This window comes from Gemmatimonadota bacterium (genome assembly GCA_041390105.1).
In the GTDB taxonomy this organism is placed as follows: Bacteria; Gemmatimonadota; Gemmatimonadetes; order Longimicrobiales; family Gaopeijiaceae; genus JAGQIF01.
This window is the reverse complement of the sequence record JAWKQO010000002.1, coordinates 652,428-674,234: the sequence shown is the minus strand read 5'-3', so window position 1 is coordinate 674,234 and position 21,807 is coordinate 652,428. Positions and strand designations below refer to the sequence as shown.

The following is a 21,807-nucleotide window of genomic DNA, read 5'->3' as shown; positions in this document are numbered from 1 at the left end:
CCTACGGGTCGCGGCCATCAGGCGCTCGCCGGGCGCGATGTGTCCAGCAGGCGTACGATCTCGTCCGCCACTCCCTGGATGAGCCGCTGGCCGAGCGCGGCGCTGGCCCCACGGGCATCTCCGAGGATCCCGTTGGGAGAGACCGTGTCGAACCCGTCGCGGATCATCTGCTCCAGCTTCTCCGGAGTGATTCCTCCCCGGTAGCCCTCGGCAGCGAGATCCTGGCGAACCAGATCCGGGTGCATGGCCAGCATGATGGCCGTCTCGGCAATGTCGGCGTGTCCTCCCACACGCTCACCCAGGCCTGACTCCGCCTCGGCCAGCTCGGTCCAAAGGCGCATCAACGCCATGATGTCGGTGAAAGCGACGATGGTCAGCGCTGGGAACTCGGCACGGAGGCCCGGGACCGCCTCTTCGATGATGCGGAAGTTCCCCCCATGCGAGGGGATGATGCAGACCCGCTCGAACCCGTGGTGCGCGAGGCTGCGACAGTAGTCGTGTAGCAGAGCCACCAGTGTGCTGCTGCGGATGCTGAGCGATCCCGCGAAGGCAAGGTGGTGGTCCGAGCAACCTACGCGGATGGTTGGTGCCACCAGCGCGTCGCCCAGGCGCTCCGCCACGGCCAACGCGAGGTGCGTGCCGTGCTCGGCATCCATGAACATGGGGAGGTGAGGCCCATGCTGCTCGACGGCTCCGCACGCGAAGACCGCGGTTCGCATGCCCCGGTCCAACAGAGCTCGGACTTCAGGGGAGCGTAGCCGCTCCAGTTCCAGGACCGGACCGCTCATCCCAGGTCCTCGCGTCCGCGTTGCATCCTGCGTTCCATGGCGTGTGCCCCTCGATGCTCTCGGGTCTCCGGCGACCCCGTATGGTCAGCCGGATCCGCGAGGGAGGCAAGTCGCCGGCTAGCGGAAGAGGATGCGGTCCGGTGGGATGCTCCCGCGATCGACGACCAGGTGCTGATAGCCGGTCTGGGGACCCCCCGTGCGCACGTAGTCGTCCGGATTGCCGGACTTCACATCCGTGCGGTAGCGCTCGTAGAGGTATTGGCTGAGCTCGATGGCCGAGACGGCGTTGTCCCCGTCGGCATCCGCGAGCCGGTCTCCCACCGCGTCGCCGACGAAATGGGCCAGGTAGCCCCCCGCCCGGAACTTGGCTGCCACCGAGGAGGTGACGTCCTCCTCCGAGGAGAAGAAGCCGATCCGACCGGGCACGGAGATGACGTCCTTGGAGAACCCTCCGCTGAAGCAGGCGTCGAGCACGAGCATGGACACGCCGGGTTGGATCTCGCCGAGCAGCGCGGAGAACTCGTCATCCGTGATGCCGCGGTCGAAGAACTCGAGCGTCTCGTCCAACGCATCGGGGTCGGTGGACTGGGGCCCGTCCCTGCGCACCCGGGCACCGTGCCCCGAATAGAAGAACACGAACAGATCCTGGGGCCCGGCGCGTTGGCCGACCTGACGCACGGCCGCTTCCACGTTGGCACGCGTGGCTTCCCGATCGGTGAGGATGACGGCGTCCTCCGCGCGCATGCCTCCGCCGGTTTGCAGCGCGCGGGCGACGGTCCGCGCGTCGTCGGCCGTGTAGGCGAGGTCGTTGGCCCGCCCGCCGTAGTCGCTGATCCCCACGAACACGCCGTAGATCCGCTGGGGAGCGTCCGTTGCGGAGGCCGTGTTGGCCGCGGTGGCCGCCCCCTGCGAGAGGGCCAACTCGTAGCTCCCCACTTCTCCGGCTTGGTAGGAAGTGGCGAAGATCCGGTAGCGGCCATCTTCGGGTAGGACCAGATCCACGCGCGAGCGACTGGTGCTGCCCTCCCAATCGTCGTTGTCGATATTCTCTCCCGAGGGTGTGATCAGACCGACATAGGTGTCGAACTCGGTGGAGCTCAACTCAACCGAGATGGCCTGCCCCGACTGGCCCTCGAAGACGAACAGGTCGCGGTACTCGCCTCCCTCCAGCGTGCCGTCCCCCTCGGCGAGCGTACCCCGTACCGAGCTACCGACGCTCAGTTGCTCCACGTCGCGTTGCGCTTGGGTGCTTTCTTCCAGCACCGACTGCTGCAGGCGCAATTCATAGCTGCCCGTCTCCCCGGTGGCATACGAAGTCACCACGACCCGGTACTCGCCCGTCTCCGTCAAGGTCAGATCGACCTCGCTCTCCCCGGGGCGGCCTTCCAGGTCGTCGTTCTCGGCCCGGTCCTGGCTGGGTCCGCGCACGATCAGATAGGTGTCGAAGTCGGACGACGAAACCGTGGCCAGCAGCCGTTGACCGGGAGTCCCCTGGACGGTGTAGACGTCGGCGAACTCGCCGGACTGCAGCTGCTCGTCTCCCTCCTGTAGCGTCCCTCGCTCCGTACGGGGGCCCTCCGCAGTGGAAGCGCCGTGCTGGATCCGGAGGGTATAGCGCCCGGTCTCGCCCTTCGCGTAGCTGGTGACCGCGACCTGATATTCACCGCTCTCCGTCAGAGTCTGTGAGATGACCGACCGATGCGCGTCACCTTCGAAGTCGTCGTTCTGGACGGTCTCGCGGCTCGGCGCGATGAGCATCAGGTACGGATCCAGATCTTCAGAACGCAGATCCAGCACCAGCAACTCGCCTGCCTCTCCCTGAACCGCGAAGGAGTCGTAGTACTCCCCGCTCTCCAACTGACGGTCGCCCTCTTCCAGGCTTCCGGACTCGATCCGCGGCCCCGAGCCCGCTGCGGCGAGAGTGCCCGCACGGGTTGCGACGCGAATACGATACGCGCCCGTCTCCTTGGGCTCGAACGACGTCGCCGCCACCACCCAGGTGCCAGCCTCCTGGACCTGGATCTCCACATGCGAATGGGAGGCGTCGCCTTCGAAATCGTCGTTGTCGGTCTGCTCGCCGCTTGGGGAGCGTACGTACGCGTAGGTGTCGAACTCACTGGAGCGCACATCGACGACCAACGTCTGCCCCACGTCGACTTCCACCTCGAAACGATCCACGAACTCGCCGCTGTTCAGGCGCGCATCGCCAGCGCGCAAGGTCCCGGCCTCGTCGACCAGGATGCGCTCCTGCCCTTCTTCGACCGCGGTCGCCGACGCATCCGCATACACGGCGAAGGAATACCAGCAGGGCTCCGCTGAGCAGGTGACGGTCACAACGCGAACCGTATAGCGGCCGGTGGCCGCAGCCGTGTGCAGGACGACGGGCTGCGAGTCGGTCTCCACGTCCTGACCCAGATCGCTCCCGTCCGGCCCGAGCAACGCCAGGTCGAGGTCGGCACAGTCGTTGTCACACACCGCCACCAGGGCGTAGCGCGTGCCGGCTCGCAGGTCGGTGGAGAGCTCGGCAGTCTCGCCGGCGTTGGACGCGCCCACCTGGCCGGCCTCGGCAAGGCGTCGATAGCCGCGCTCCGCAAAGAGTGAGTCCCAGCGAAGGAGCTGGGGGTCGAGCTGCTGCTCGACGATCGCGCGAATCTGCTCCTCGCGGGTCGCCTGACCTTGCAGGCCCGCCGGGGCGGCAGCGCTCAAGGAGAGCCCGCAGAGGAGCAGGCACGACAAGCGGAGGGGACGCATGGCGCACTCGGGTCGAGGGGTCGATTCGGGCACTGACCCCGCGCTCCCGATGCGGGTTCCGCGGCACGGGGTCTCCCCCGGACACGCGGAAACCCGGCCCCCCAGGGGTCAGGGCGCCGGGCGCACCCGTACGGGGCTGAAGGCAATCCCGTCCGGTCCGGCTCCGGCCGGAAGAAAGCGGACGACCCGGCCCTGCGCGACGTCGATCACCGCCACCCGGTCGACCGCTTTCGTGGACACGAAGGCCCAGCGGCCGTCCGGTGAAAGTACGAACCCCTGCGGGGACGGCTCATCCCCCAGGCCCGAGGCAGCGGCTGCAGCGCCGACGTCCACCCGCCTCAACTCGGCCGAGGCCCGATCGATGAGGCCGAGCACGTGGGACTCCGGGTCGCTCACCACCACGGTGCCCCCGTCCGCGGTCACCGCCAGCCGGTAGGGCACGGCGAGGCCCTCGACGCGCGCGACAACCTCTCCCGTCGCGCCTCGCACCCCCACCACCTCACCGCCTTCCATGCTACCCGTCCATCCCTCCAGCCCATCGGGAGTGGCCGCCACGCCTTCCGTGCGCGTCCCGGCGGGCCAGGCACGTGTGGGCTCCGAGCCATCCCGGGCGATCCGGCTCACCGTCCCGTCGACAATGTTGGCCGTGTAGATCCAGGGTCCCGCCAACGAGAGCATGTGCGACGCCCGCCCTTCGGTCGAGCGCTTCTCCAGGATCGCTCCGCTGTGGGGATCCACAAACAGGATCTCGCCCGTCCGCTCCGAGGTCAGTGCCAGCACGGAATCACCCGGAAGCCACGCCGCGCCATGCAGCCGCTCGTACCCGGCAACCTCGAACTCCCCCGTGACGGTGGCCGTGGGAATGTCCACGATCTGGACGAGGTTCCCTGGACCTCGCTGATCCCCGTAGTTGGTCACGGCCGCGACACGTCCGTCGGCGGACACCGCAATCTCGTGCGGTGCGATGTGGGTGCGGATCATGCCCCGGCGCTCACCCGTCTCCACGTCCACCATCCAGACCGAGTCGTCGTTCATATTGGCGACGAGCACGGTCCCGCCAGGCGCCTCCTGTGCGTGCGCCGGGAGGACCACACTGAGCATCGTCGTGGCGAGGAGCAGGGCGCGAGACATGTGGGTCTCCTGGAACGGGAGAAAAAAGCGCGGGCGCCCCATGGGACGCCCGCGCAGGATCGAGGGTTGCACCCTCGGGCCGGCTCCGACCGTCAGCGGACGATCACGGTGCCCGACATGCCTGAATGTAGCGTGCAGTCGTACGGGAAATCACCAGCGGCCGTAAAGGTGCGCACCGCGTCGGCGTTCTGTGTGTTGGGCACGTTGGCCGGCGCACCGGCGGTCGCCTGGAAGGTCACGTTGTGCAGCAACGATCCGAACGTGAAGGTCACGTCGGCGTTGCGCGCCACCACGATGGTCTGTGGCGTGAAGGTGTTGGCCGAGCTGCCCGCCGTCACGCCGGCAGCGGTGGGAAGCGCTCCGCTCACCGTCACGGTGACCGTGGCCGTCGCGGTGACACCGTCTCGCGTGAGAGACACCGTAACCGTTGCCGAGCCGGCGCCGATGCCCAACAGCGTGCCCCCCGCCTGGGCTTCCACGACGCCCGCGTTGGAGGACGCGAACGTGAAGCCCGTCACGTTGGCGATCACGTTCCCGTTGGCGTCGAGCGCCTGGGGCGTCACCGTGGCCGTCTGGCCCGCGTTCAGGGATACGGTCGCGCTCCCGACCCGAATGGTGGCCAGAGTGGGGTTGTTGTTGCTGGGCGGGGGGTTGGGCCCGGTGCCGTTGTCGCCACCGCCACAGGCAGCCACACCCGCCAAGGCGAGCGAGAAGAACCAACGAGTGAGTTTCATGGACAGCCTCCTATTCAGCGGGGGTCGTGGAAGGGGGCGCCCGGCCATCGGGGATACCCTTGAATCTTAAAATACACGGAACGGGCCATTCGTGCCCGCCGGGAGAAGCGGTGGGCGCTTGAACCGCAACGCTCAGGCCACGATCATGGGCTCGGCCCCTGGCCCGACCCTCCCTCGGTCGCGCTGGGATCATGGGCCTGGCCCCTCGCGAACGGACCCCGGATGAGCCCTCCCCAGATCGCTCTCGAGCTCGCTCCCCGCGGCGGGCCGGCGGGCACCCGTGTGCAGGTGCGCGTGCTGGACGTCACGGGCCGCACCCCGATCCTCCTGGGATTCGGGGGGATCGGCAGCCCTCACGAGATCCTGGGCGAACAGGTCACCGACGACGACGGCCTGGCCGAGTTCCAGGTGACCATCCCGTCCTGGGTCGAGGCGGATCGGACCTACCTCTTCTACGTGGCGTACGCCGACCAGCGTCCAGTGCGCTTCTCGGATCCCTTCCTCGCCACCGCAGAAGACGGCTCGGTCCGTCTCAGTGGCACCGTGCGGGGCACCTCGAGCTGCCTCGTTCTCGACGTAGGAGAGGCTGAGCGCTTCGCGCTGCTGGGGGTCCCCACCAGGAGGCCGCCGCCGGGCACGCAGGCGAGCGTCGTCGCCACGCTGGCGGCGGAGCCGGGCTGTGAAGGCCTGCTCGCGCTCCAGGTGTCGAGCATCGAAGCGGCGGGCGGAGCGGAGTCTCCCGCGTGAGGCCGCCCGGCTCCGTCCTGGTCCTGGGCGCTGGCGTGTTCGGCCTCACGGCGGCGATCGAGCTGGCAGCGCGCGGCTGGTCGGTGGAAGTCGACGAGCCAGGACCGTTCCCGCATCCGGATGCTGCGTCCAACGATGTCAGCAAGATCGTCCGCACCGACTACGGCACCGACGTCTTCTATACCGAGCTGGCCGAACGGGCGTTGGAGGGGTGGGAGCGCTGGAACCAGCAGTGGGGGTGGGACGCCTTCCAGCGCACGGGCTTCCTGCTGCTCGCCGCCGGACCGCTGGAGCCAGGCAGCTTCGAGCACGCATCCTTCGTCACCGCCGTGCAGCGGGGGCACGCTGTGGAGCGCCTGGACCCGGCCGCTGCGCGGAGCGGAGGCACGTGCTGGTCGGAGGCCGCCTACGCGGATGGATACGTGAACCGGGGGGGCGGCTGGTCCCCGAGCGGGAGGGTGATCGAGGAGCTGGCGCTGCGCGCGCGGAGCATGGGAGTGACCCTCCGAGTGGGGCGGCGAGCCGTCGCCATCGAGCGGCGCGCCGACGAGCCCCTGGTTCGGTTCGCTGGAGAATCCGCCCCGCGACCAGCGGATGTCGTGGTCGTGGCCACCGGCAGCTGGACCCCCACCCTGCTCCCCGAGCTCGCCGACCGCGTGTGGGCCGTGGGGCAACCCGTCTTCCACCTTCTGGTGGAGCAGCCCGAGGCGTGGGTGCCCCCAGCCTTTCTGCCCTGGGCAGCGGATATCGCGGGTAGCGGCTGGTACGGATTCCCCGCGTTGCCAGACGGCCGCTTGAAGGTGGCCAACCACGGTCCCGGTACACCGCTGCACCCGGACGCGGAGCGAGTGGTCTCGAGCCGCGACGAAGCACGGTTGCGCCAGTTCCTGGAGCGGGCCCTCCCGAAGGTAGCGGATGCGCCGATCGTGACGCGTCGACTGTGCGTCTACACGGAGACCTTCGACAACGATTTCTTCATCGACCGCCACCCCGACCGGCCCGGCGTGGTCGTGGCCACCGGGGGAAGCGGTCACGCCTACAAGTTCGGTCCTGTCCTGGGAGAGCTGATCGCCGACGCGGTGGAGACGCGAGAGAATCGCTGGCTCCGTCGCTTCCGCTGGCGCCCCGCCGGAGAGCGCCGTGTCGAGCCAGCGCGCTATCTGGGTGACTGAGCCCCTGATCCGGAGCGGATCCATGTCCTCGACTCTCTGCAGGTCCCTGCTGTCGTGTGTGGCCCTGGCAGGGGCGGCGCTCGCGCTCCCCCCGGCCCTGGCCGCGCAGGAGCCACTCCTGCAATGGAGTGGCACCGCGCGCTTCTCCGACGGCGAGGAAGAACAGTGGATCGTGCACCTTCGCGTCGAAGAGGACCGACTCCAAGGCGACCTCCTCTTTGCCGCCGGTACAGGCGCGGTGCTCGAAGGCATCGAGCGAACGGGTGGTCTGGCGTTTCGTTTCGCCGGCGCCTCCGCATCCAGCCACATCCACTGCCGGTTGCTGGGAAGCGATGTCCTCAGCGGAGATTGCGTGGACGCCTCTGGCGCGATGGCGCTCCACCTGACGCTCACACCTTCTGCGCGCGGGGTCGGACCCGACTACCGAGACGACGGCGCGGCGCGCCCGCGCGCCCGCGACATTGGTTTGATAGTGGGCGTTTTCCCACCCGGCCCACTCAATGCCATCACAGATGTGCAGGGTGTGCGGGTCGGACACGCCACCATCCGTCAAGGAGACGACATCCGCACCGGCGTGACCGCCGTGATCCCGGCCCCGGGCGATCTGTATGCTCGCCCGGTGCCCGCCTGGATCTACAGCGCCAACGGCTACGGCAAGCTCATCGGCGAGACGCAGGTGCGGGAGTTCGGCGAGATCGAAACTCCCATTCTGCTCACGTGCACGCTCTGTGTCTGGTCCGCCGCACGGGCGTTGGCGTGGACCCTGATGGAAGCAGACAGCACCCCCGAGCACACGATCAACCCGGTAGTCGGCGAAACCAACGACAGTTGGCTGAGCGACATGTGGGCTGATCCTGTCTCGGCAGCCCACGTCCGCGAAGCACTCGCCTCCGCTTCGTCGGGAGTGGTGGCCGAAGGCTCGGTGGGCGCCGGAACCGGCACCACCGCCTTCGGATGGAAGGGTGGGATCGGGACGAGCTCACGGATGCTGCCGGAGTCGTTGGGAGGGTGGACCGTGGGTGTGCTGGTCCAGACCAACTTCGGTGGTGCGCTCACCATGAACGGCGCCCCAGTGGGCCGAGAGCTCGGCGCCTTCACCTACCGAAGCGAGTTGGCCCGACCCAACGACGCGCCCGAGCCCCAGCCGGAGGACGGAGGCTCGTTGATGATGGTGGTGGCCACGGATGCACCGCTCGACGCCAACACGCTTCAGCGTCTGGCGGAGCGCGCCATGTTCGGCGCCGTGCGCACTGGTTCCTTCGCACACAACAGCTCCGGCGACTATGTCGTCGCATTCTCTACGGCCAGCGGTGTTCGGCGCGAGCGGGACGCGGCCAGCCTGCGCGTCGCACCCTCGCTTTCCAACCCCCAGATGTCGCCGCTCTTCGCCGCGGTCGTGGAGGCTACCGAGGAAGCGATCTATAACGCGATGCTCAAAGCATCCACCACGCGCGGCCGCGGGCACGTCTACAAGGCGCTTCCGCTGGACTCCACGCTCGACATCCTGCAGAAGTACGGTGTCCTTCACTGGAACCGTACTCTCCCTCGTTGAGGTGCACGCTGTCAGACACATCGCCCCACCGCTCGAGACGGCCAACGCGATAGCGCGCGTGCGTCCGATTCCCAGGGAGTTGCTGTCGGTTCAGCGTCGTGTCAGCCCCGGCACACCCACCGGTTCGCGGTCCATCCACCAGGACCGCGCCAGGGACCGCTGCCGGGGATACACCTCGTCGAGGGTATCTCCGTCATAGAGCCGGCCATTCTTCATGACCCGATGCACAGTGTTGGAGTTGCGAATATCGTCCAGCGGGTTGGCGTCCAGGATCACCAGGTCCGCAAGCTTCCCGCTCTCGATCGACCCGACGTCTCCGTCCAAGCCGATCGCCTGAGCCCCGAACAGAGTGGCCACGCGCAGGGCCTCGTGCTGCGTGAGGCCCCCGGACTGGATGGCCCACAGCTCCCACTGGTAGCCCAGCCCCTGGAGCTGGCCGTGGCTCCCGATTCCCGCACGCCCCCCGGCGTGCACCAAGTCGGCCACGAAGCGTGCGTGATCCTCGAACACGTGCTGCTCCTCCCGGAACCACTGCGGTCTGCGCAATGCTACCCGATCGACCTCCTCGTGCGGCGTGAAGTGCCTCAGCTTGGCATCGTCGTGCACCTCTTCCGTCTCGTAGAAGAAGTTCTCCGCCCAAGGGCCGCCGTAGGACACCAGCAACGTAGGCGTGTAGACACGCCGCGACTCTACGAAGAGCTTCACCACATCGCCATACAAAGGGTAGATGGGAAGTGAGTGTTCGAGACCGGGATAGCCGTCGATGGTCTCGGTCAGATTCTGCTTGATGTTCAGGGAGCCTTCCGTGGTGGGCATGAGGCCCTGCTCGCGGGCGGCCATGATGATCCACTGGCGCTGCTGCCGGTTCCCCGCCACGTACATCTTGATGGTCTTGGTGTCGTAGTAGTCACTGTAGCGCCGCAGGATCGTCCGCGCGTGCTCCAGGTCACGAACGCTCTCCTGCCAGAAGACGCCGGGACCGGTCGAGTAGATGCGCGGCCCCACCACGGCCCCGACTTGGACCAGGTCGGCGTAGGTCAACACGTCGCTGGTGGAGGTCTGAGGGTCCCGCGTCGTGGTCACGCCGTAGGCCAGGTTGGCTTCATAGATCCACTGATCCGTACGGTGCACGCCCCAGGTAGGCCACATGTGCGCGTGGGCGTCCACCAGTCCGGGAATGATCGTCTTTCCGCTGACGTCGATCACTTCCGCATCCGACGGTACGGACACAGATCCGCGGGCGCCCACGGCAGCGATGCGGTTGCCGCGCACCACGACGTCGGCGCTCTCGATCACCTCATCGCCGCGCATGGTGATCACCCGTGCGCCCCGCAGCACAGCGGTGCCGCTGGGGAGGTCCCGCTGGGCCTGGATCTCGATCCGCTGCTCACGGGGCGCGTAGCGTGCCTCGCCGCCGGCGCGTGTGGAGTCCGGAGCATTCCTCGCCGCGGCACGCACACTGTCGTCGAACGCCCGGGCACCCTCCAGGTCATAGACGAAGTGGGCGTTGCCCAGGGAGTAGTGGACCGCCCGGCCGTCGCTGCTCCAGCGCGGGAACTCCCCGCGCATCTCGGTCAGCCGGCGGGCGGGGAACGCCGCCGACGTCGGATCGGAGACCGAGATGGTCAGGGTATCGGCCCCCACGCGTGGCAGCACGACCGTGTAGAGCTCCCCGTTCACGTCAGCCAGCACCTGGTCCCCCACGGGGGCCTTCCACAGCGTGGACGCGTCCATGGGGCTGCGCGATCCGGCGGGAGTCGGTCCCGTGACCTTCAGGTGTACCTTCTCATCGGTGCCGTCCCAGCGCAGCGACAGCAAGGTGCCGCCACGACCGGTCAACCAGATGCGGTCCCCCTCCGCGGTGAAGTGGGGATCCGAGCGGCCTTCGGCGGGCGCGATCAGCGAGGCGTCACCGCCTACGGCCGGAATCCAGACGAGCTCGTCCGCGCCACCGGTGGCCCCGGGGCTGGATGACTCCAGGAACGAGCGCGCCGCTCCGCGCAGAGCCACGATCCGTGCCCCGTCGGGGGACCAGGCGGGCGTCAAGTAGAGTCCACCCTGGCGGGTGAGCTGCTCGGGCTGACCTCGACCGTCGGCCCGGGCACGCATGATGTGACCCTCCTGACCGGACCAGGTCACGTAGGCGATCCAGCTTCCGTCTGGCGACCACACGGGCTGATGTTGGGAGACGCTCTGCTGGGCGATTCTGCGCGGCGCGCTTCCGTCTCCGTTGGACACCCAGAGCTGATCGAGCGCGGTGAACGCCAAGCGGGTCCCGTCCGGGGAAGGCACCAGATCACGGATCTGGCGAACGGTGAAGGTCGGCGTGTCCTCGATGGGGTAGTCGAAGTCGACCTCCGGCCCCAACGCCAGGTCGAAGCGCACGCGAAAGGGGATCTCGGTGGCTGCCCCATCCTCGACGGGCAGTCTCCACAGCTTCCCACTATACGAGGCAATCACCGCGCGGGAATCGGGCGTGAACGTCATGCCCGGAAGCAGATCGAGCGTGGCCCGCGACTCCTGATCGTCATGCTGGACGGGATAGGCCAACCAGCGCTCGTCGCCGCTGCCGAGGTCGCGGAGCACCAGGCCGGTCTGGTCCTCGTGTCTGGTTCCGTAGACCAGCCAGCGGCCATCCGGCGACAGCGTAGGCCTGAGGCCGGAGCCGTAGCGGGTGGTGCGGGTGTAGACATGCCCGGTGTCGCGGTCGTAGACCCGCAATTGGTACTGCGGCAACTGCGCATTGTAGGTCCAGTCGGACGCACCCGTCCGCTCGGCGTACCAGACCCAGCGGCCGTCCGGCCCGAACGCCGCGCCAATCCCTTTGCGCGGGCTGGAACCTTCGATGAGGTACGACCCGCTGCCACCCTCGACATGGAAAAGCTTGAGTGTAGGTTGGCGCGAGCCCCGGAAGTCGCCGACGGAGGCCACCACATAGCGTCCGTCGGGTGTCCACTCGGGGGACTCGGCCCGGTTCGCCTTCCCCTTGCTGATCTGCACGGTGTCCCGTCCGTCCAGCGACTGGACCCAGATGTTCTGCCCCCCGTCGCGGTCGGAGGTGAACACGATCCGTGATCCGTCGGGAGAGAAGCGCGGCTGGGCATCGAAGGCCATGCCCGCAGTGAGCTGGGTAGCCGTGCCGCCTTCGATCGGAAGGGTGAAGAGGTCCCCGAGGTAGTCGAACACCAGGAGGCGCCCGTCCGGGCTTACGTCCACCGACATCCACGATCCTTCGCTGAGATCGATCGACACCGTGCGGCCCTGCTCCAACGGGAGCGAACGCTTGGCAGTGGAGTCATGGCGTGCGATGACCGCGGGATCGGCGACTTGTGCCGCAAGCCCGTTCCGGTGAGCCAGAGGCGCGAGTAGACAGAGAAGCAGTGGAATCGCTTGCCGGTGGTCCATGGCACGCTCGTGTTCGGTATCGGACGGTGGGCGAGGTCCCCGCGAAGGGGCCCGGGGTGCAGGCCATCTTCGGCGGTACTCACTTCCCGCGCCAGGGCAAGCACAGCCGCGGTGTGACCGCGCGCGCCGAGACGCCACGCTCCGCCCTGTTGCAGCGAACGGGAGGGTCGAGTCCTGGACGTTCTCTGGAACGCTGCGCCGGTGCCCCGGCTTGGCCCACCAACCTGACGAGAACCCAGGCGCGGAGCGGAGTTCCGGGGGGCGTCCGCCCAGCTTCGGCTCCAGGCATCGCGGTTGCGCTCCAGAGCGGCCCGAACTCTCACTTCCATCCTCTGGAGAACGCGGAATGTTGACTCGATCTCGTGCACTGTTCGGACTCGTGGCCGCCTTGGGGTTGGTGGCCTGCGATCGCGGGGCAGATCCGACCGCCCCCGATGGCGCTGACCTACCCCTCACGACGGCCTCTGCAGGACCAGGCGCCGCAATCGCGAGCGGAGCGGTGCTGACCGCCAGCAATGCGGCCGCCGGCAATGAGCTGTGGCTCTATTCCGTCGGATCCGATGGCGGCTTGTCCTTCGAGGGCGCGTTCGCGACCGGCGGTCTCGGCACCGGCGCTGGGCTTGGAAACCAGGGAGGTATGCATCTCTCCGCGAACCACCGCCGCCTGCTGGTCGTCAATGCAGGTAGCAATGACGTCTCCGCCTTCGATCTCCGCGGCGCCGAGCCCACGCGCACAGACCTGGAGCCCTCTGGCGGCGTGCGACCCGTGAGCGTGACGCAGCACGGGTCCCTGGTGTACGTACTCAACGCGGGTAGCCCCGAGAACGTGAGTGGCTTCCGGCTGGACGAGGATGGACGGCTCACCCCCATTCCAGGGTCGACCCGCGCATTGAGCGCACCGTCGGTCGGTGCCGCGCAGGTGTCGTTCTCACCCGACGGGCGTACGTTGGTGGTCACGGAAAAGGCGACCAATCGTCTGGTGAGCTTTCCGGTGCTCCCCGACGGAACGCTGGGCAGCGCCTCTGTGATCGACAGCCCCGGACAGACGCCGTTCGGGTTCGCCTTCGACGCTCGCGGCAACCTCTTCGTCTCCGAGGCCTTTGGCGGTGCAGCCGGTGCCAGCACCCTGTCGTCCTACCGCGTCGTCTCGGCCGCGACGCTCGAGGTCGTCAGTGCCGCAGTGCCTACCGGAGAGACGGCCGCTTGCTGGGTCGTGGTGACTCCCAACAGCCGTTTCGCATACGTCACCAACGCGGGAACCGGCACGGTGTCCTCGTATGCGATCTCCCCCAGCGGGGCCGCGCAGCTGCACGCCTCCGCAGCGGCGCTGACGGGCGCCGGACCCATCGACATGGCTCTGAACCGCGGTGGCCGCTACCTGTATGTCTTGAACAGCGGCAGCCACGAGATCACCAGCCACCGGGTCGGACCGCAAGGGAGCCTGTCCACGTTCCCCGGCGGTGTGGCGGGGCTTCCCGCAGGCGCCAACGGGTTGGTCGCCTTCTGAACGACTGCGGGCCCCGGGCAGCAGGCCCCGGGGCCCGCTCGCCGCGCTCTGGAGCGCCTGTCCGCCGTCCCGCCGGGAGCGAGCCGCTGCGGACTCGCTCCCGCCACCGTCAGGACGCGGTCCCCGCGGCTCCCTCCCCCGTCTTCCGCCCGAAGAGCCGCTTGAAGAAGGCGGCAACCGCCAGAAAAGCCACCACGACGAGCTTCTTCGCCGCTACCAGACCAGCCACGATGAACTTGAAGAGGCCGACCTTGGCCGCCACCTTGCCGGCCACCAGCGCTCCGATGCCGTAGGCCGCCACTTTGTCGGCACCTGGGACGAAGTCGGAGTAGCGATGTCCGTCGTTGAAAGCCACGAAGCCCATCACGGACTGCATGTCGGTCGCGACGGACTCCAGCTGCGACATGCCAGCCACCGCATTCATCACCAACACACCTCTACGTCCCAGGACGCGGATATTGTAGTTGAGTGTGTGCTCGGAGGATTCACCGAAGGCGAGCTCTTTCGCCCAGTAGATCTTGTGCTCGCTGGCGTCGTAGTGGGGTGGAGCCGCCCATCCGACCAGCTCGATGGGATCGTAGCCGGCCCGGATCCGATCCCCATTGGCGTCTTTGGTGTCCTGCTGCATCTCACTCAGCAGCTCGCCGTAATCCAGACCAGCGGCATCGTCGTCCTCGACGTAGCCATCCTCGTCATAGGTCACGATCACGGCCCAACCCTCGTCGGACATTGGGCTCTGATCGGCAGGCACCAGGACGCCGAGAGGCGGATCCATCGGAGGATTCCCCCAGCCCTCGACCAGAAGTCGGCGCGCATCTTCGGGGCCCAGGAAGCGGAATGCCTCGGGAACGTCGAGGGTCGCGATTCCGCCCCCGATGACGACCGCGCCAGTCTGGTAGGTGAGCGAGGACTCGAACTCACGGATCCACGCCTCGACGGCTTCGTCGGTGACCTGCGGTTCCTCGTCGGGCTCCTGTTGGGCCACGAGCGGGTTCGCTACTCCCAGCAGGAATAGCAGGCTGGCAAAGGCCTTCATCGGAACACTCCAGTGGGCGCGCACAGCGGGGGACTCGGGGCGATCATGGTGCGAACATGCACCTGTGCGCAGCCTAGCTGCAAGGACTGGGCCGTCTACGACTCCGTGAGCTCTCGTTCCAGCAGCTCCCACTGGGCCAACAGGCGTTCCACGTCCCGTTTCAAGGCCTGGCGCTCTTCGTCGAGCAGACGCACCTCTTCCGGTGCGCGGCGCGCGTACGTCTCCGGGTCTGCGAACGTGGACTCGATCTCGCTGAGGCGGGCCTCCGCCGCTTCGATGCGGCCGGTCACGGCGTCCCGCTCCTCGGTCACCAGCCGCGCCGGCCGGCGCTCAGCCGAAGGCTGGGCGCGCTCCGGTTGGGTGCGGCTCCGGGCCTGGGTCTTCTTCTCCCGCTTGGCCTTGAGAACCACCGTATCGACATCCAGGTGATCGTCGCCGCAGGCGTGCACGTACTCCTCGTAGGTGCCGTTGTAGTCTCTGATCTCGCCAGGCTTGATCTCCACGATGCGTGTCGCGATGCGGCTGACGAACCAGCGGTCGTGGGAGACCAGGATCACGGTCCCTTCATAGCGCTCCAAGGCGTCGACCAGGGCCTCGATCGACTCCAGATCGAGGTGATTGGTGGGCTCGTCCAGCACGAGCACGTTGGGTCGCTGGATGGCCAGCCTGCAGAATACGAGGCGCGCTGCCTCGCCGCCCGACAGCGCTTCCAGCTTCTTCTTGACCTCGTCTCCCGAAAACAGCACCCGACCCAACTGCCCGCGCACGTACCCGATGTCCTTGCCCGGGCAGAACCCCGAGATCCAACCCTCGGCAGTGTGCGTGGGATTCTCGAACTGTTCGTGGTGGTCCTGAGCGAAGTAGCCAGGGTGGGTCTCATAGCCCCAGGTCACGCTTCCCCCGTCGGCCTCCAATTCACCCATGACGATCTTGAGCAGCGTCGACTTCCCGATGCCGTTGGCCCCCATGATGGCCAGGCGATCTCCTCGCTTCACCTGGAGATCCACTCCGGCGAGGACCTGCTTGCTTCCGTATGCCTTGCGGAGGCCACGAACCTCCAGCACCTCGCGGCCGCTCGGACGCACCTGCTCGAAGGCGAAGGCAGGGTAGCGACGGGAGCTGCCCGGTAGCGCCTCGAGGGCGGCCGCCCGCTTCTCGATGAGCTTCAGCTTGCTCTGGGCCTGGCGCGCCTTGCTGGCTTTGGCGCGGAACCGATCCACGAAGTCCTGGTGGTGTGCGATCTCCTTCTCGCGACTGGCGATGCCCTTCTCTCGTCGCTCCCGCTCCTCCTGCTTGGCGGCGAGGAAGGTGGTGTAGTTCCCCGGATAGAGCGTGATGGTCTCGTAGTCCACGTCCAGGATGTGAGTGGACACCGCGTCGAGGAACCGGTGATCGTGGGAGATCACCACCACGGGTCCGGAGAAGTCCCGCATGAACTTTTCCAACCACCGGATGGAGAGGATGTCCAAGTGGTTGGTGGGCTCGTCCAGGAGCAGTACGTCCGGGTTGCTGGCCAGAACCTGAGCGAGCAGCACGCGTAGCTTGAACCCACCGGACAATGTGGAGAGCGGGTTGCGGTGCACGTCGGTCGGGAAGCCCAGCCCCTCCAGAATCACGGCGGCGCGCGCCTCGGCGGCATACCCGTCGTGACGCTGGACCACGTCCTCCAGCTCCGAGAAGCGCTCCGCATCGAAGTGCTCGTGCGCGCGGGCCAGGAGAGCTTCCTTCTCCACGATGGCGTCCCACAGCTCCGGGTTGCCCATCATGGCCACTTCCAGGATCTGCTCGTCCTCGTACAGGAACTGGTCCTGCCGAAGCACGCCCAGGTGCAGGCGCTTGGGAACCGAGACTGTGCCGCCGTCCGCCTCCAGATCCCCGGCGAGGATGGACAACAACGTGGTCTTCCCTGACCCGTTGGCCCCCACCAGCCCGTAGCGCTCGCCTGGGTTCAGTTGGAAGGAGGCCCCGGAAAACAGGGTTCGCTCGCCGTACGATTTGGAAAGGTTGGAGACGGAGATCACGAGTACCGCAGCCGCTGCCGAGGAGGAGTCCGAGTGGGAATGATGGCTCGGAAGACCGGTTGGTGGAAGGCACGGCAGCTCAACTGGGCGCGTCTACACGACCGCCTGGCCCTGGGTGTGCACCCCTCCGCCGTCGCTCAGCGCGACGCCCCCGATTGCCGCGTGAGGGGGTGCTCCTTCCAGCGCGCCAAGCCGCGGGCCGAGGAGCCGAGCAGGATCAGGAACAACACCAGGATCTCGGGCCCGACCTCGGCCAGGCCTGCACCCATCTGATTCAGGGCAATCTGCCCTTCGATGCCGGCCGTCGAGGGAATGGCCCAGCGCAGGAGTCGCAGGGGAGCCGGCAACGCTTCGGCGGGCCATGGGAGCCCCGACAGGAAGAGGGCGGGGATCGCGGTGGCCAACAGCAGCTGAACACTGCGCTCGCGCGTTCGGAAGCGAAGCCCGATGAGCATGCCCAGGGAGGCGACTGCGAGAGCGTACAAGAGGGCGAAGGCCAGGAGGCCCCCCGGGTTCCCACCGCGGCCGTACCCGTGCGCCCACATGACGAACCCGCCGAAGTAGAGACTGTTCAGGAATCCGACCGAGGTGAATGCCAACAGGACGCCCAGAAAGCTTCCCGTCGAGGGCTCGAAGGGAGCGCTGCCCCGCTCGACCCAGGTTCCGATCATCAGCGCGATGGCGATGAGGAGCGTCTGCTGCACGATGAGCACGGCCACGCCTGGGACGAGGTAGGAGCCGTAGCCCTCGCGCACGTTGTAGACGGCGACCGTGTTGAGGTGGAGCGGCTCCCGAGCGGCCAGGGCCTGCGCGGGGAGCGGCGCCGACCGCGCCAGGCGTTTGAGCTCCACGCCAGCCGAGACCGCGCCCACCGCCTCGGCCATTCCGGTGAGGGCCGCCTTGTTCAGCAGCATATAGAGCCCGTTGCCGGCCACCTCGACCTCGACGGACCGACCCGCCAGCACCGTGGCCTGCATCCCTCGGGGTAGGGTCAGGAAACCTGCGATGGCGCCCTTCCAAAGCAACTGCCGGGCCTCGATGGGATCCACCGTGACGCTCCTCACCTCCACCAGCGGATGCGCATCGACCAGCCGGGTGATCTGGCGGGAGAGGCCACTTCCGTCCTGATCGACCACGGCCACCGGTACGGCACGCACCGATTCCCCTCGGTAGGGCAAGGGGTAGAAGAACGAGTAGATCAGGCCGCCCCCGAAGAGCAGTGTAAGCGCACCAAAGTCGGAGGCGATCGCCCGCCACGTGGTACGGAAACCCCGCGCGATCTGAGTTGCGACCGTCACAGACGGCCCGCTCACGTCCGCCCCCAGGCGTCGGGCGTCGCGGCGCGCCTGCGTAGAAGCCACCACCCCAACACCCCGAAGGCCCCGGCCTGCACCGACAGGGCGGAAAGGGGGCCCCATCCGTACCACAGCGGTGCCCCCGCCAGCCAATAGCGTCCTTGCGCCTGAAGGTAGTGCGTGAGCGGCAGGGCCTCCGCCCAGACACGAGCGAGGAGGGGCATGGAGAGCAGCGGGAAGCCCTGCCCGGAGTATGCGAACGCGGGCGCTGTGACGAAGGCGGCCAGCGCGAGGGCCACGCGAAGGTGGAGCGTGGCCCCTACCAGCAGGGCGCCGATCGCCAGGTGCGCGACGATGAGCAGTGTGAGTCCCACCGCAACACCGGTCAGACTTCCTTCGATCCTCCACCCCCGCACCCAGGTGAAGAAGCAGAGGAAGATGGCTGCATGGGCCGCGAACGCCACGGCCGGGACCGAAAGCTTGCCCAGCAAAGCGATGCTCCAGCGCCCCCCCCCTGCGGCCAGCCACGCGGGAACCGTTCCAGCCTTGAGCTCCCGTCCGATGGCAGAGACCGCCGCGAGCGTCACGAAGATCTGCAGCAAGGCCGGAATCAGGGCCAGGCCCAGGAACGCTTCGTAGTTTCCCCCCTCGTTGAAGAGGGAGGCCAGTCGGAGGCGGACAGGTTCGAAGTGGGCTTCTGCTTCAGGAACGGAGGCGCCCCGCTTCTCGCGCGCCAGCAGCTCGATCCCGGCCGAGGCAGTCGCCACCGCAGTGCGCAGGTCCCGCGAAAGGAGGCCCCCGTGCGTGGCGAACTGACCGTTGTAGATCCAATGCACCGTGGCGGATCGTCCGCCGACGAGGTCGCGCTCCAGACCCGAAGGAAAGATGAGCACGCCGTAGGCGCGTCGTTCGCGTAGGGCTCCCATCGCCGCGGGCAGAGCGGGGTCGACCTCCGCCACGTCGACCCCTGGTGCTGCCGCGACCATCCTCGCCAGCGTGCGCGACGCGCTACTGCGGTCCTCGTCCACCACGGCGACGGGCAGGTCGCGTGGCACACCCGCGGCGAAGATCCACCAGGTGAGCCCGCTGACGAGGAGCGGGATCCAGGTCAACATCGCGAGGTCCCATCGATCCTGGGCCAACCGGGCTCGCTCCCGCCGAATCACGACGGACCAGTGCCACAGAGGCCCGGGTTGCGTCATGGGCTCAGGGCCGTTCGAACAACACGCTCATCCCGGGGCGCAGCCCCTCGGTGGGCGTGACGGGTTCGAGCCGGATCTCGAAGGTGCGCAGGTCCACTCCGCCGGGGCGGGCCGAGCGCCAGGTGGCGAAGTCCGGCAGCGCAGAGGCGGCCCGCACCACGAAGGCGACCTCCGCACCACTGGCAACGACCGTGGCGAGGTGCCGCCGCCCTGGCTGGAATCCGTCCAGCTCGTCCTCCCGCACATGGAGTACGGCCCAGACGTCGGCCAGGTCGACCAGCGTCACCACCGGGAACCCCTGGGGAGCCAGCTCGCCGGGCTGGATCTGGACCCGCACCACCTCCCCTGCGGCGGGGGCACGGATTTCCGTTTCCGCGAGCGCGACTTCCGCCTCCCGCACCACGGCCGCGACCTGGCGGGCCTGCGCTTCCGCTGCGCGGCGATCTTCGGAGCGAGCTCCACTCATGGCCATCTCGTATTGGGCGCGCGCGGCCTGGGCTTGATGTTCGGCGGCCTGCCAGGCCGCCTCCGCCTCGTCACGACGTTGCCTGGCCACGACGCCCTGGTCGAACATCGCCTGGACCCGGTCGTAGGTGGTGCGCGCGATGTCGGCGCCGGTCGCGGCCCGTTCGAAGGTCAGGCGCGCCATCTCGACCTCCTCGGGACGAGCGCCGGCAACGGCCTTGGCCGCGACCGCCGCAGCGGCCTCTCGACCGGCTCGTGCCTGTTCCACCTTGGCTTCCACTTCCGGACTATCCAGTACGAACAGGGGAGCGCCGGCCTGGACGCGGTCTCCGGGTCGGACGAGCACCTGTCCCACCCGTCCGGGGACCTTCGACGAAACGTGGATCTCCTGGGCCTCGATCTGTCCCTGGAGGGGGTGTCGGGTCGGAACCAGGGCCCGCAGAAAACCGAGGACTACCAGCACGAGGAACGCGACGCCCGCCACCGGTAGCGCGCTACGCCGGGGAATGGCGAGACTCATCGAGATTCCTCCGCTTCCAGCCGGTATTCCGCCGACGCCGCCAGCTCCGCCAACCGCTCCGGCTGACCGGTGGCTTCCAACAAGCGCGCAAGCGCCAGCACATAGCGATAGGCGGCTTGCGACCGTCCGATCTCGGCGGCCGCTTGGGTCAGACGAGCATCGGTGACCTCCTGCGATGTTGTCTGGGCCTGCTCGAACGCGACGCGCTGCAGGTGAACGTTCTCGCGGGCCAACTCGATCCCGGAGCGCGTGGCCAGGAACTCCGTACGCGCGTTCTCCATCGACCGCCATAGGCTCTCGATGAGCGTGGGAACGTCGCGGCGAGCCTGCTCGGCACGGGCGGAGACGCGCTCCCGTTGCAGGCGGGCGGCTTCACGGGTGCGCGATCGATCCACGCGGCTGAATAGCGGGTAGGCTACGTAGATGCCGAGCACCCAGTCGGGTTGGATGGTGTCGTCGGTGCTCTGATTGAGCGTGTAGTTCCCCACGGCCAGCACTGTGGGCGCAAACTCGCTGCCACCCACGCGGGCCACTTGCTCGGCCTGCATCTCGAGGCTGGCCAACGTTCTCCAGGCAGGGTGCCGCAGCATGCCCACCTCGAGGAAGTCCTCCAAGGTCCCCACCGGGTCCGCGTGCACGAAGAGTGGCGTGCTCGGCGCCACCGGCTCCCCGAGGTTCAGGAGCCGCCGCAAGGCGAGCGTCGCCAGCTGCAGATCGCTCTCTGCCGCGGAGCGGTCGCGCTGCGCCTCGTCGAGCGCCACGTCCGCACGCAAGCGGTCCGCCCGTGCGATCAGTCCGATCTCTTCCAGGCGAGCGGCGCTGCGCTGATGCCCCGCGATGGCGTCGACGGCCGCGGCCCGCACCGCCAGTGCTTGGCGTGCCAACTGTACCGTGAAGTAGCGCTCGGCCACCTGCGTCGACAGCTCGTAGCGCAGGCGGGTTCGCTCGGCTCGCGCCTCTTCGGCGCGGCCTTCGGCCAGCTTGTGAAGTGCGTCCAGCCGCCCTCCGGTGTAGAGGGGCCAGTTCGCGCCCAGGCCCACGGACCCCAGGTTGAAGACGCGGTCGCGGGAAAGCACGCGCGGAAGCCCGAGGGGGTCGAGACCGGGTGCCAGGCGGTCTAGTCCATCCACCCCGGGGGCCAACGCATCCGCCGCGCGCGCCAGATCCAGGTTGAGCGTCGTAGCCACCCGCCCCGAGAAGCCCGAGAGGCTGAGCGCCGGACCTTCCAGGCGCCCCAGGGCATCCGCCTGTAGTCCCTTGGCCTCGGCGTCCAGCTCCGCGGCCCGCAGGGTGCCGGCCGAGGCGAGGGACCGACTCAGGGCCTCCGCGTAGCCCAGGGCCTGCCCCTCCTGGCTCCAGGCCTGCGCAGGATCACCGAGCACAAGACCCAGGGCCGGGCCCATCGCCAGGGCCAGATTCCGCCAACCTCGCCGCCGCCGGACGCTGCCGGCGGTTTGCTCCACTGCGACCATCCCCGCTCC

At 68.2% G+C, this 21,807-nt stretch carries 15 protein-coding genes; 4 read left to right on the top strand and 11 right to left on the bottom strand.

Annotated elements, in window-relative coordinates:
* Nucleotides 1-17: 17 nt before the first annotated feature.
* The 4 genes from R3E10_12140 to R3E10_12125 form a co-directional block, all read right to left on the bottom strand.
* On the bottom strand, nucleotides 18-788 hold the full coding sequence (locus tag R3E10_12140; protein MEZ4416487.1) for a creatininase family protein: 771 nt from the start codon (nucleotides 786-788) through the stop codon (nucleotides 18-20).
* Between the two features lie 117 nt (nucleotides 789-905).
* On the bottom strand, nucleotides 906-3,539 hold the full coding sequence (locus R3E10_12135; protein ID MEZ4416486.1) for a caspase family protein: 2,634 nt from the start codon (nucleotides 3,537-3,539) through the stop codon (nucleotides 906-908).
* A 108-nt stretch (nucleotides 3,540-3,647) separates the two neighbouring features.
* Entirely contained in the window at nucleotides 3,648-4,670 is a 1,023-nt protein-coding gene (locus tag R3E10_12130; GenBank protein ID MEZ4416485.1) for a hypothetical protein, read from the bottom strand.
* A 92-nt stretch (nucleotides 4,671-4,762) separates the two neighbouring features.
* Nucleotides 4,763-5,404 (bottom strand): hypothetical protein, encoded by a 642-nt coding sequence (locus R3E10_12125; protein MEZ4416484.1) that lies wholly within the window; start codon nucleotides 5,402-5,404, stop codon nucleotides 4,763-4,765.
* A gap of 222 nt (nucleotides 5,405-5,626) precedes the next feature.
* Here R3E10_12125 and R3E10_12120 point away from each other — a divergent pair, with 222 nt between their 5' ends.
* Genes R3E10_12120 through R3E10_12110 form a run of 3 tightly spaced genes read left to right on the top strand, consistent with a single transcriptional unit; the run spans nucleotide 5,627 to nucleotide 8,875 of the window.
* Entirely contained in the window at nucleotides 5,627-6,151 is a 525-nt protein-coding gene (locus R3E10_12120; protein ID MEZ4416483.1) for a hypothetical protein, read from the top strand.
* Entirely contained in the window at nucleotides 6,148-7,323 is a 1,176-nt protein-coding gene (locus R3E10_12115) for an FAD-dependent oxidoreductase (GenBank protein ID MEZ4416482.1), read from the top strand. Before R3E10_12120 ends, R3E10_12115 begins: the two co-directional genes overlap by 4 nt.
* A 22-nt stretch (nucleotides 7,324-7,345) precedes the next feature.
* Entirely contained in the window at nucleotides 7,346-8,875 is a 1,530-nt protein-coding gene (locus tag R3E10_12110; GenBank protein ID MEZ4416481.1) for a P1 family peptidase, read from the top strand.
* Nucleotides 8,876-8,965: 90 nt separating this feature from the next.
* Here the strand turns inward: R3E10_12110 and R3E10_12105 are convergent, their stop codons facing one another.
* Nucleotides 8,966-12,280, bottom strand: coding sequence for an amidohydrolase family protein (locus R3E10_12105; protein ID MEZ4416480.1), 3,315 nt, complete (start codon nucleotides 12,278-12,280; stop codon nucleotides 8,966-8,968).
* A 346-nt stretch (nucleotides 12,281-12,626) separates the two neighbouring features.
* On the opposite strand from R3E10_12105, the gene R3E10_12100 reads away from it, so the two are divergent.
* A complete protein-coding gene (locus R3E10_12100; GenBank protein ID MEZ4416479.1) occupies nucleotides 12,627-13,787 on the top strand; it encodes a beta-propeller fold lactonase family protein in 1,161 nt (386 codons plus the stop codon).
* Between the two features lie 109 nt (nucleotides 13,788-13,896).
* On the opposite strand, the gene R3E10_12095 is transcribed toward R3E10_12100, so the two are convergent.
* The 6 genes from R3E10_12095 to R3E10_12070 form a co-directional block, all read right to left on the bottom strand.
* Entirely contained in the window at nucleotides 13,897-14,823 is a 927-nt protein-coding gene (locus R3E10_12095) for a DUF2167 domain-containing protein (GenBank protein ID MEZ4416478.1), read from the bottom strand.
* A gap of 95 nt (nucleotides 14,824-14,918) precedes the next feature.
* Complete coding sequence (locus R3E10_12090; protein ID MEZ4416477.1) at nucleotides 14,919-16,844, bottom strand: ATP-binding cassette domain-containing protein; 1,926 nt, start codon at nucleotides 16,842-16,844, stop codon at nucleotides 14,919-14,921.
* A 137-nt stretch (nucleotides 16,845-16,981) separates the two neighbouring features.
* The gene (locus tag R3E10_12085) at nucleotides 16,982-18,157 is read right to left on the bottom strand and encodes an ABC transporter permease (GenBank protein ID MEZ4416476.1); all 1,176 of its coding nucleotides are present in this window, start codon (nucleotides 18,155-18,157) and stop codon (nucleotides 16,982-16,984) included.
* Nucleotides 18,154-19,341: an ABC transporter permease gene (locus R3E10_12080; GenBank protein MEZ4416475.1), complete on the bottom strand. Its 1,188-nt coding sequence runs from the start codon at nucleotides 19,339-19,341 to the stop codon at nucleotides 18,154-18,156. Before R3E10_12080 ends, R3E10_12085 begins: the two co-directional genes overlap by 4 nt.
* A 4-nt stretch (nucleotides 19,342-19,345) precedes the next feature.
* Complete coding sequence (locus R3E10_12075) at nucleotides 19,346-20,326, bottom strand: efflux RND transporter periplasmic adaptor subunit (GenBank protein MEZ4416474.1); 981 nt, start codon at nucleotides 20,324-20,326, stop codon at nucleotides 19,346-19,348.
* Nucleotides 20,323-21,798: a TolC family protein gene (locus tag R3E10_12070; GenBank protein ID MEZ4416473.1), complete on the bottom strand. Its 1,476-nt coding sequence runs from the start codon at nucleotides 21,796-21,798 to the stop codon at nucleotides 20,323-20,325. The genes R3E10_12075 and R3E10_12070 overlap by 4 nt, the downstream gene beginning before the upstream one ends.
* Between the last annotated feature and the right edge of the window lie 9 nt (nucleotides 21,799-21,807).

Coding starts and splice junctions, on each gene's coding strand:
- R3E10_12140 (MEZ4416487.1), bottom strand. CDS start 788: ATGAGCGGTCCGGTCCTGGAACTGGAGCGGCTACGCTCCCCTGAAGTC.
- R3E10_12135 (MEZ4416486.1), bottom strand. CDS start 3,539: ATGCGTCCCCTCCGCTTGTCGTGCCTGCTCCTCTGCGGGCTCTCCTTG.
- R3E10_12130 (MEZ4416485.1), bottom strand. CDS start 4,670: ATGTCTCGCGCCCTGCTCCTCGCCACGACGATGCTCAGTGTGGTCCTC.
- R3E10_12125 (MEZ4416484.1), bottom strand. CDS start 5,404: ATGAAACTCACTCGTTGGTTCTTCTCGCTCGCCTTGGCGGGTGTGGCT.
- R3E10_12120 (MEZ4416483.1), top strand. CDS start 5,627: ATGAGCCCTCCCCAGATCGCTCTCGAGCTCGCTCCCCGCGGCGGGCCG.
- R3E10_12110 (MEZ4416481.1), top strand. CDS start 7,346: ATGTCCTCGACTCTCTGCAGGTCCCTGCTGTCGTGTGTGGCCCTGGCA.
- R3E10_12105 (MEZ4416480.1), bottom strand. CDS start 12,280: ATGGACCACCGGCAAGCGATTCCACTGCTTCTCTGTCTACTCGCGCCT.
- R3E10_12100 (MEZ4416479.1), top strand. CDS start 12,627: ATGTTGACTCGATCTCGTGCACTGTTCGGACTCGTGGCCGCCTTGGGG.
- R3E10_12095 (MEZ4416478.1), bottom strand. CDS start 14,823: ATGAAGGCCTTTGCCAGCCTGCTATTCCTGCTGGGAGTAGCGAACCCG.
- R3E10_12080 (MEZ4416475.1), bottom strand. CDS start 19,341: ATGACGCAACCCGGGCCTCTGTGGCACTGGTCCGTCGTGATTCGGCGG.
- R3E10_12075 (MEZ4416474.1), bottom strand. CDS start 20,326: ATGAGTCTCGCCATTCCCCGGCGTAGCGCGCTACCGGTGGCGGGCGTC.
- R3E10_12070 (MEZ4416473.1), bottom strand. CDS start 21,798: ATGGTCGCAGTGGAGCAAACCGCCGGCAGCGTCCGGCGGCGGCGAGGT.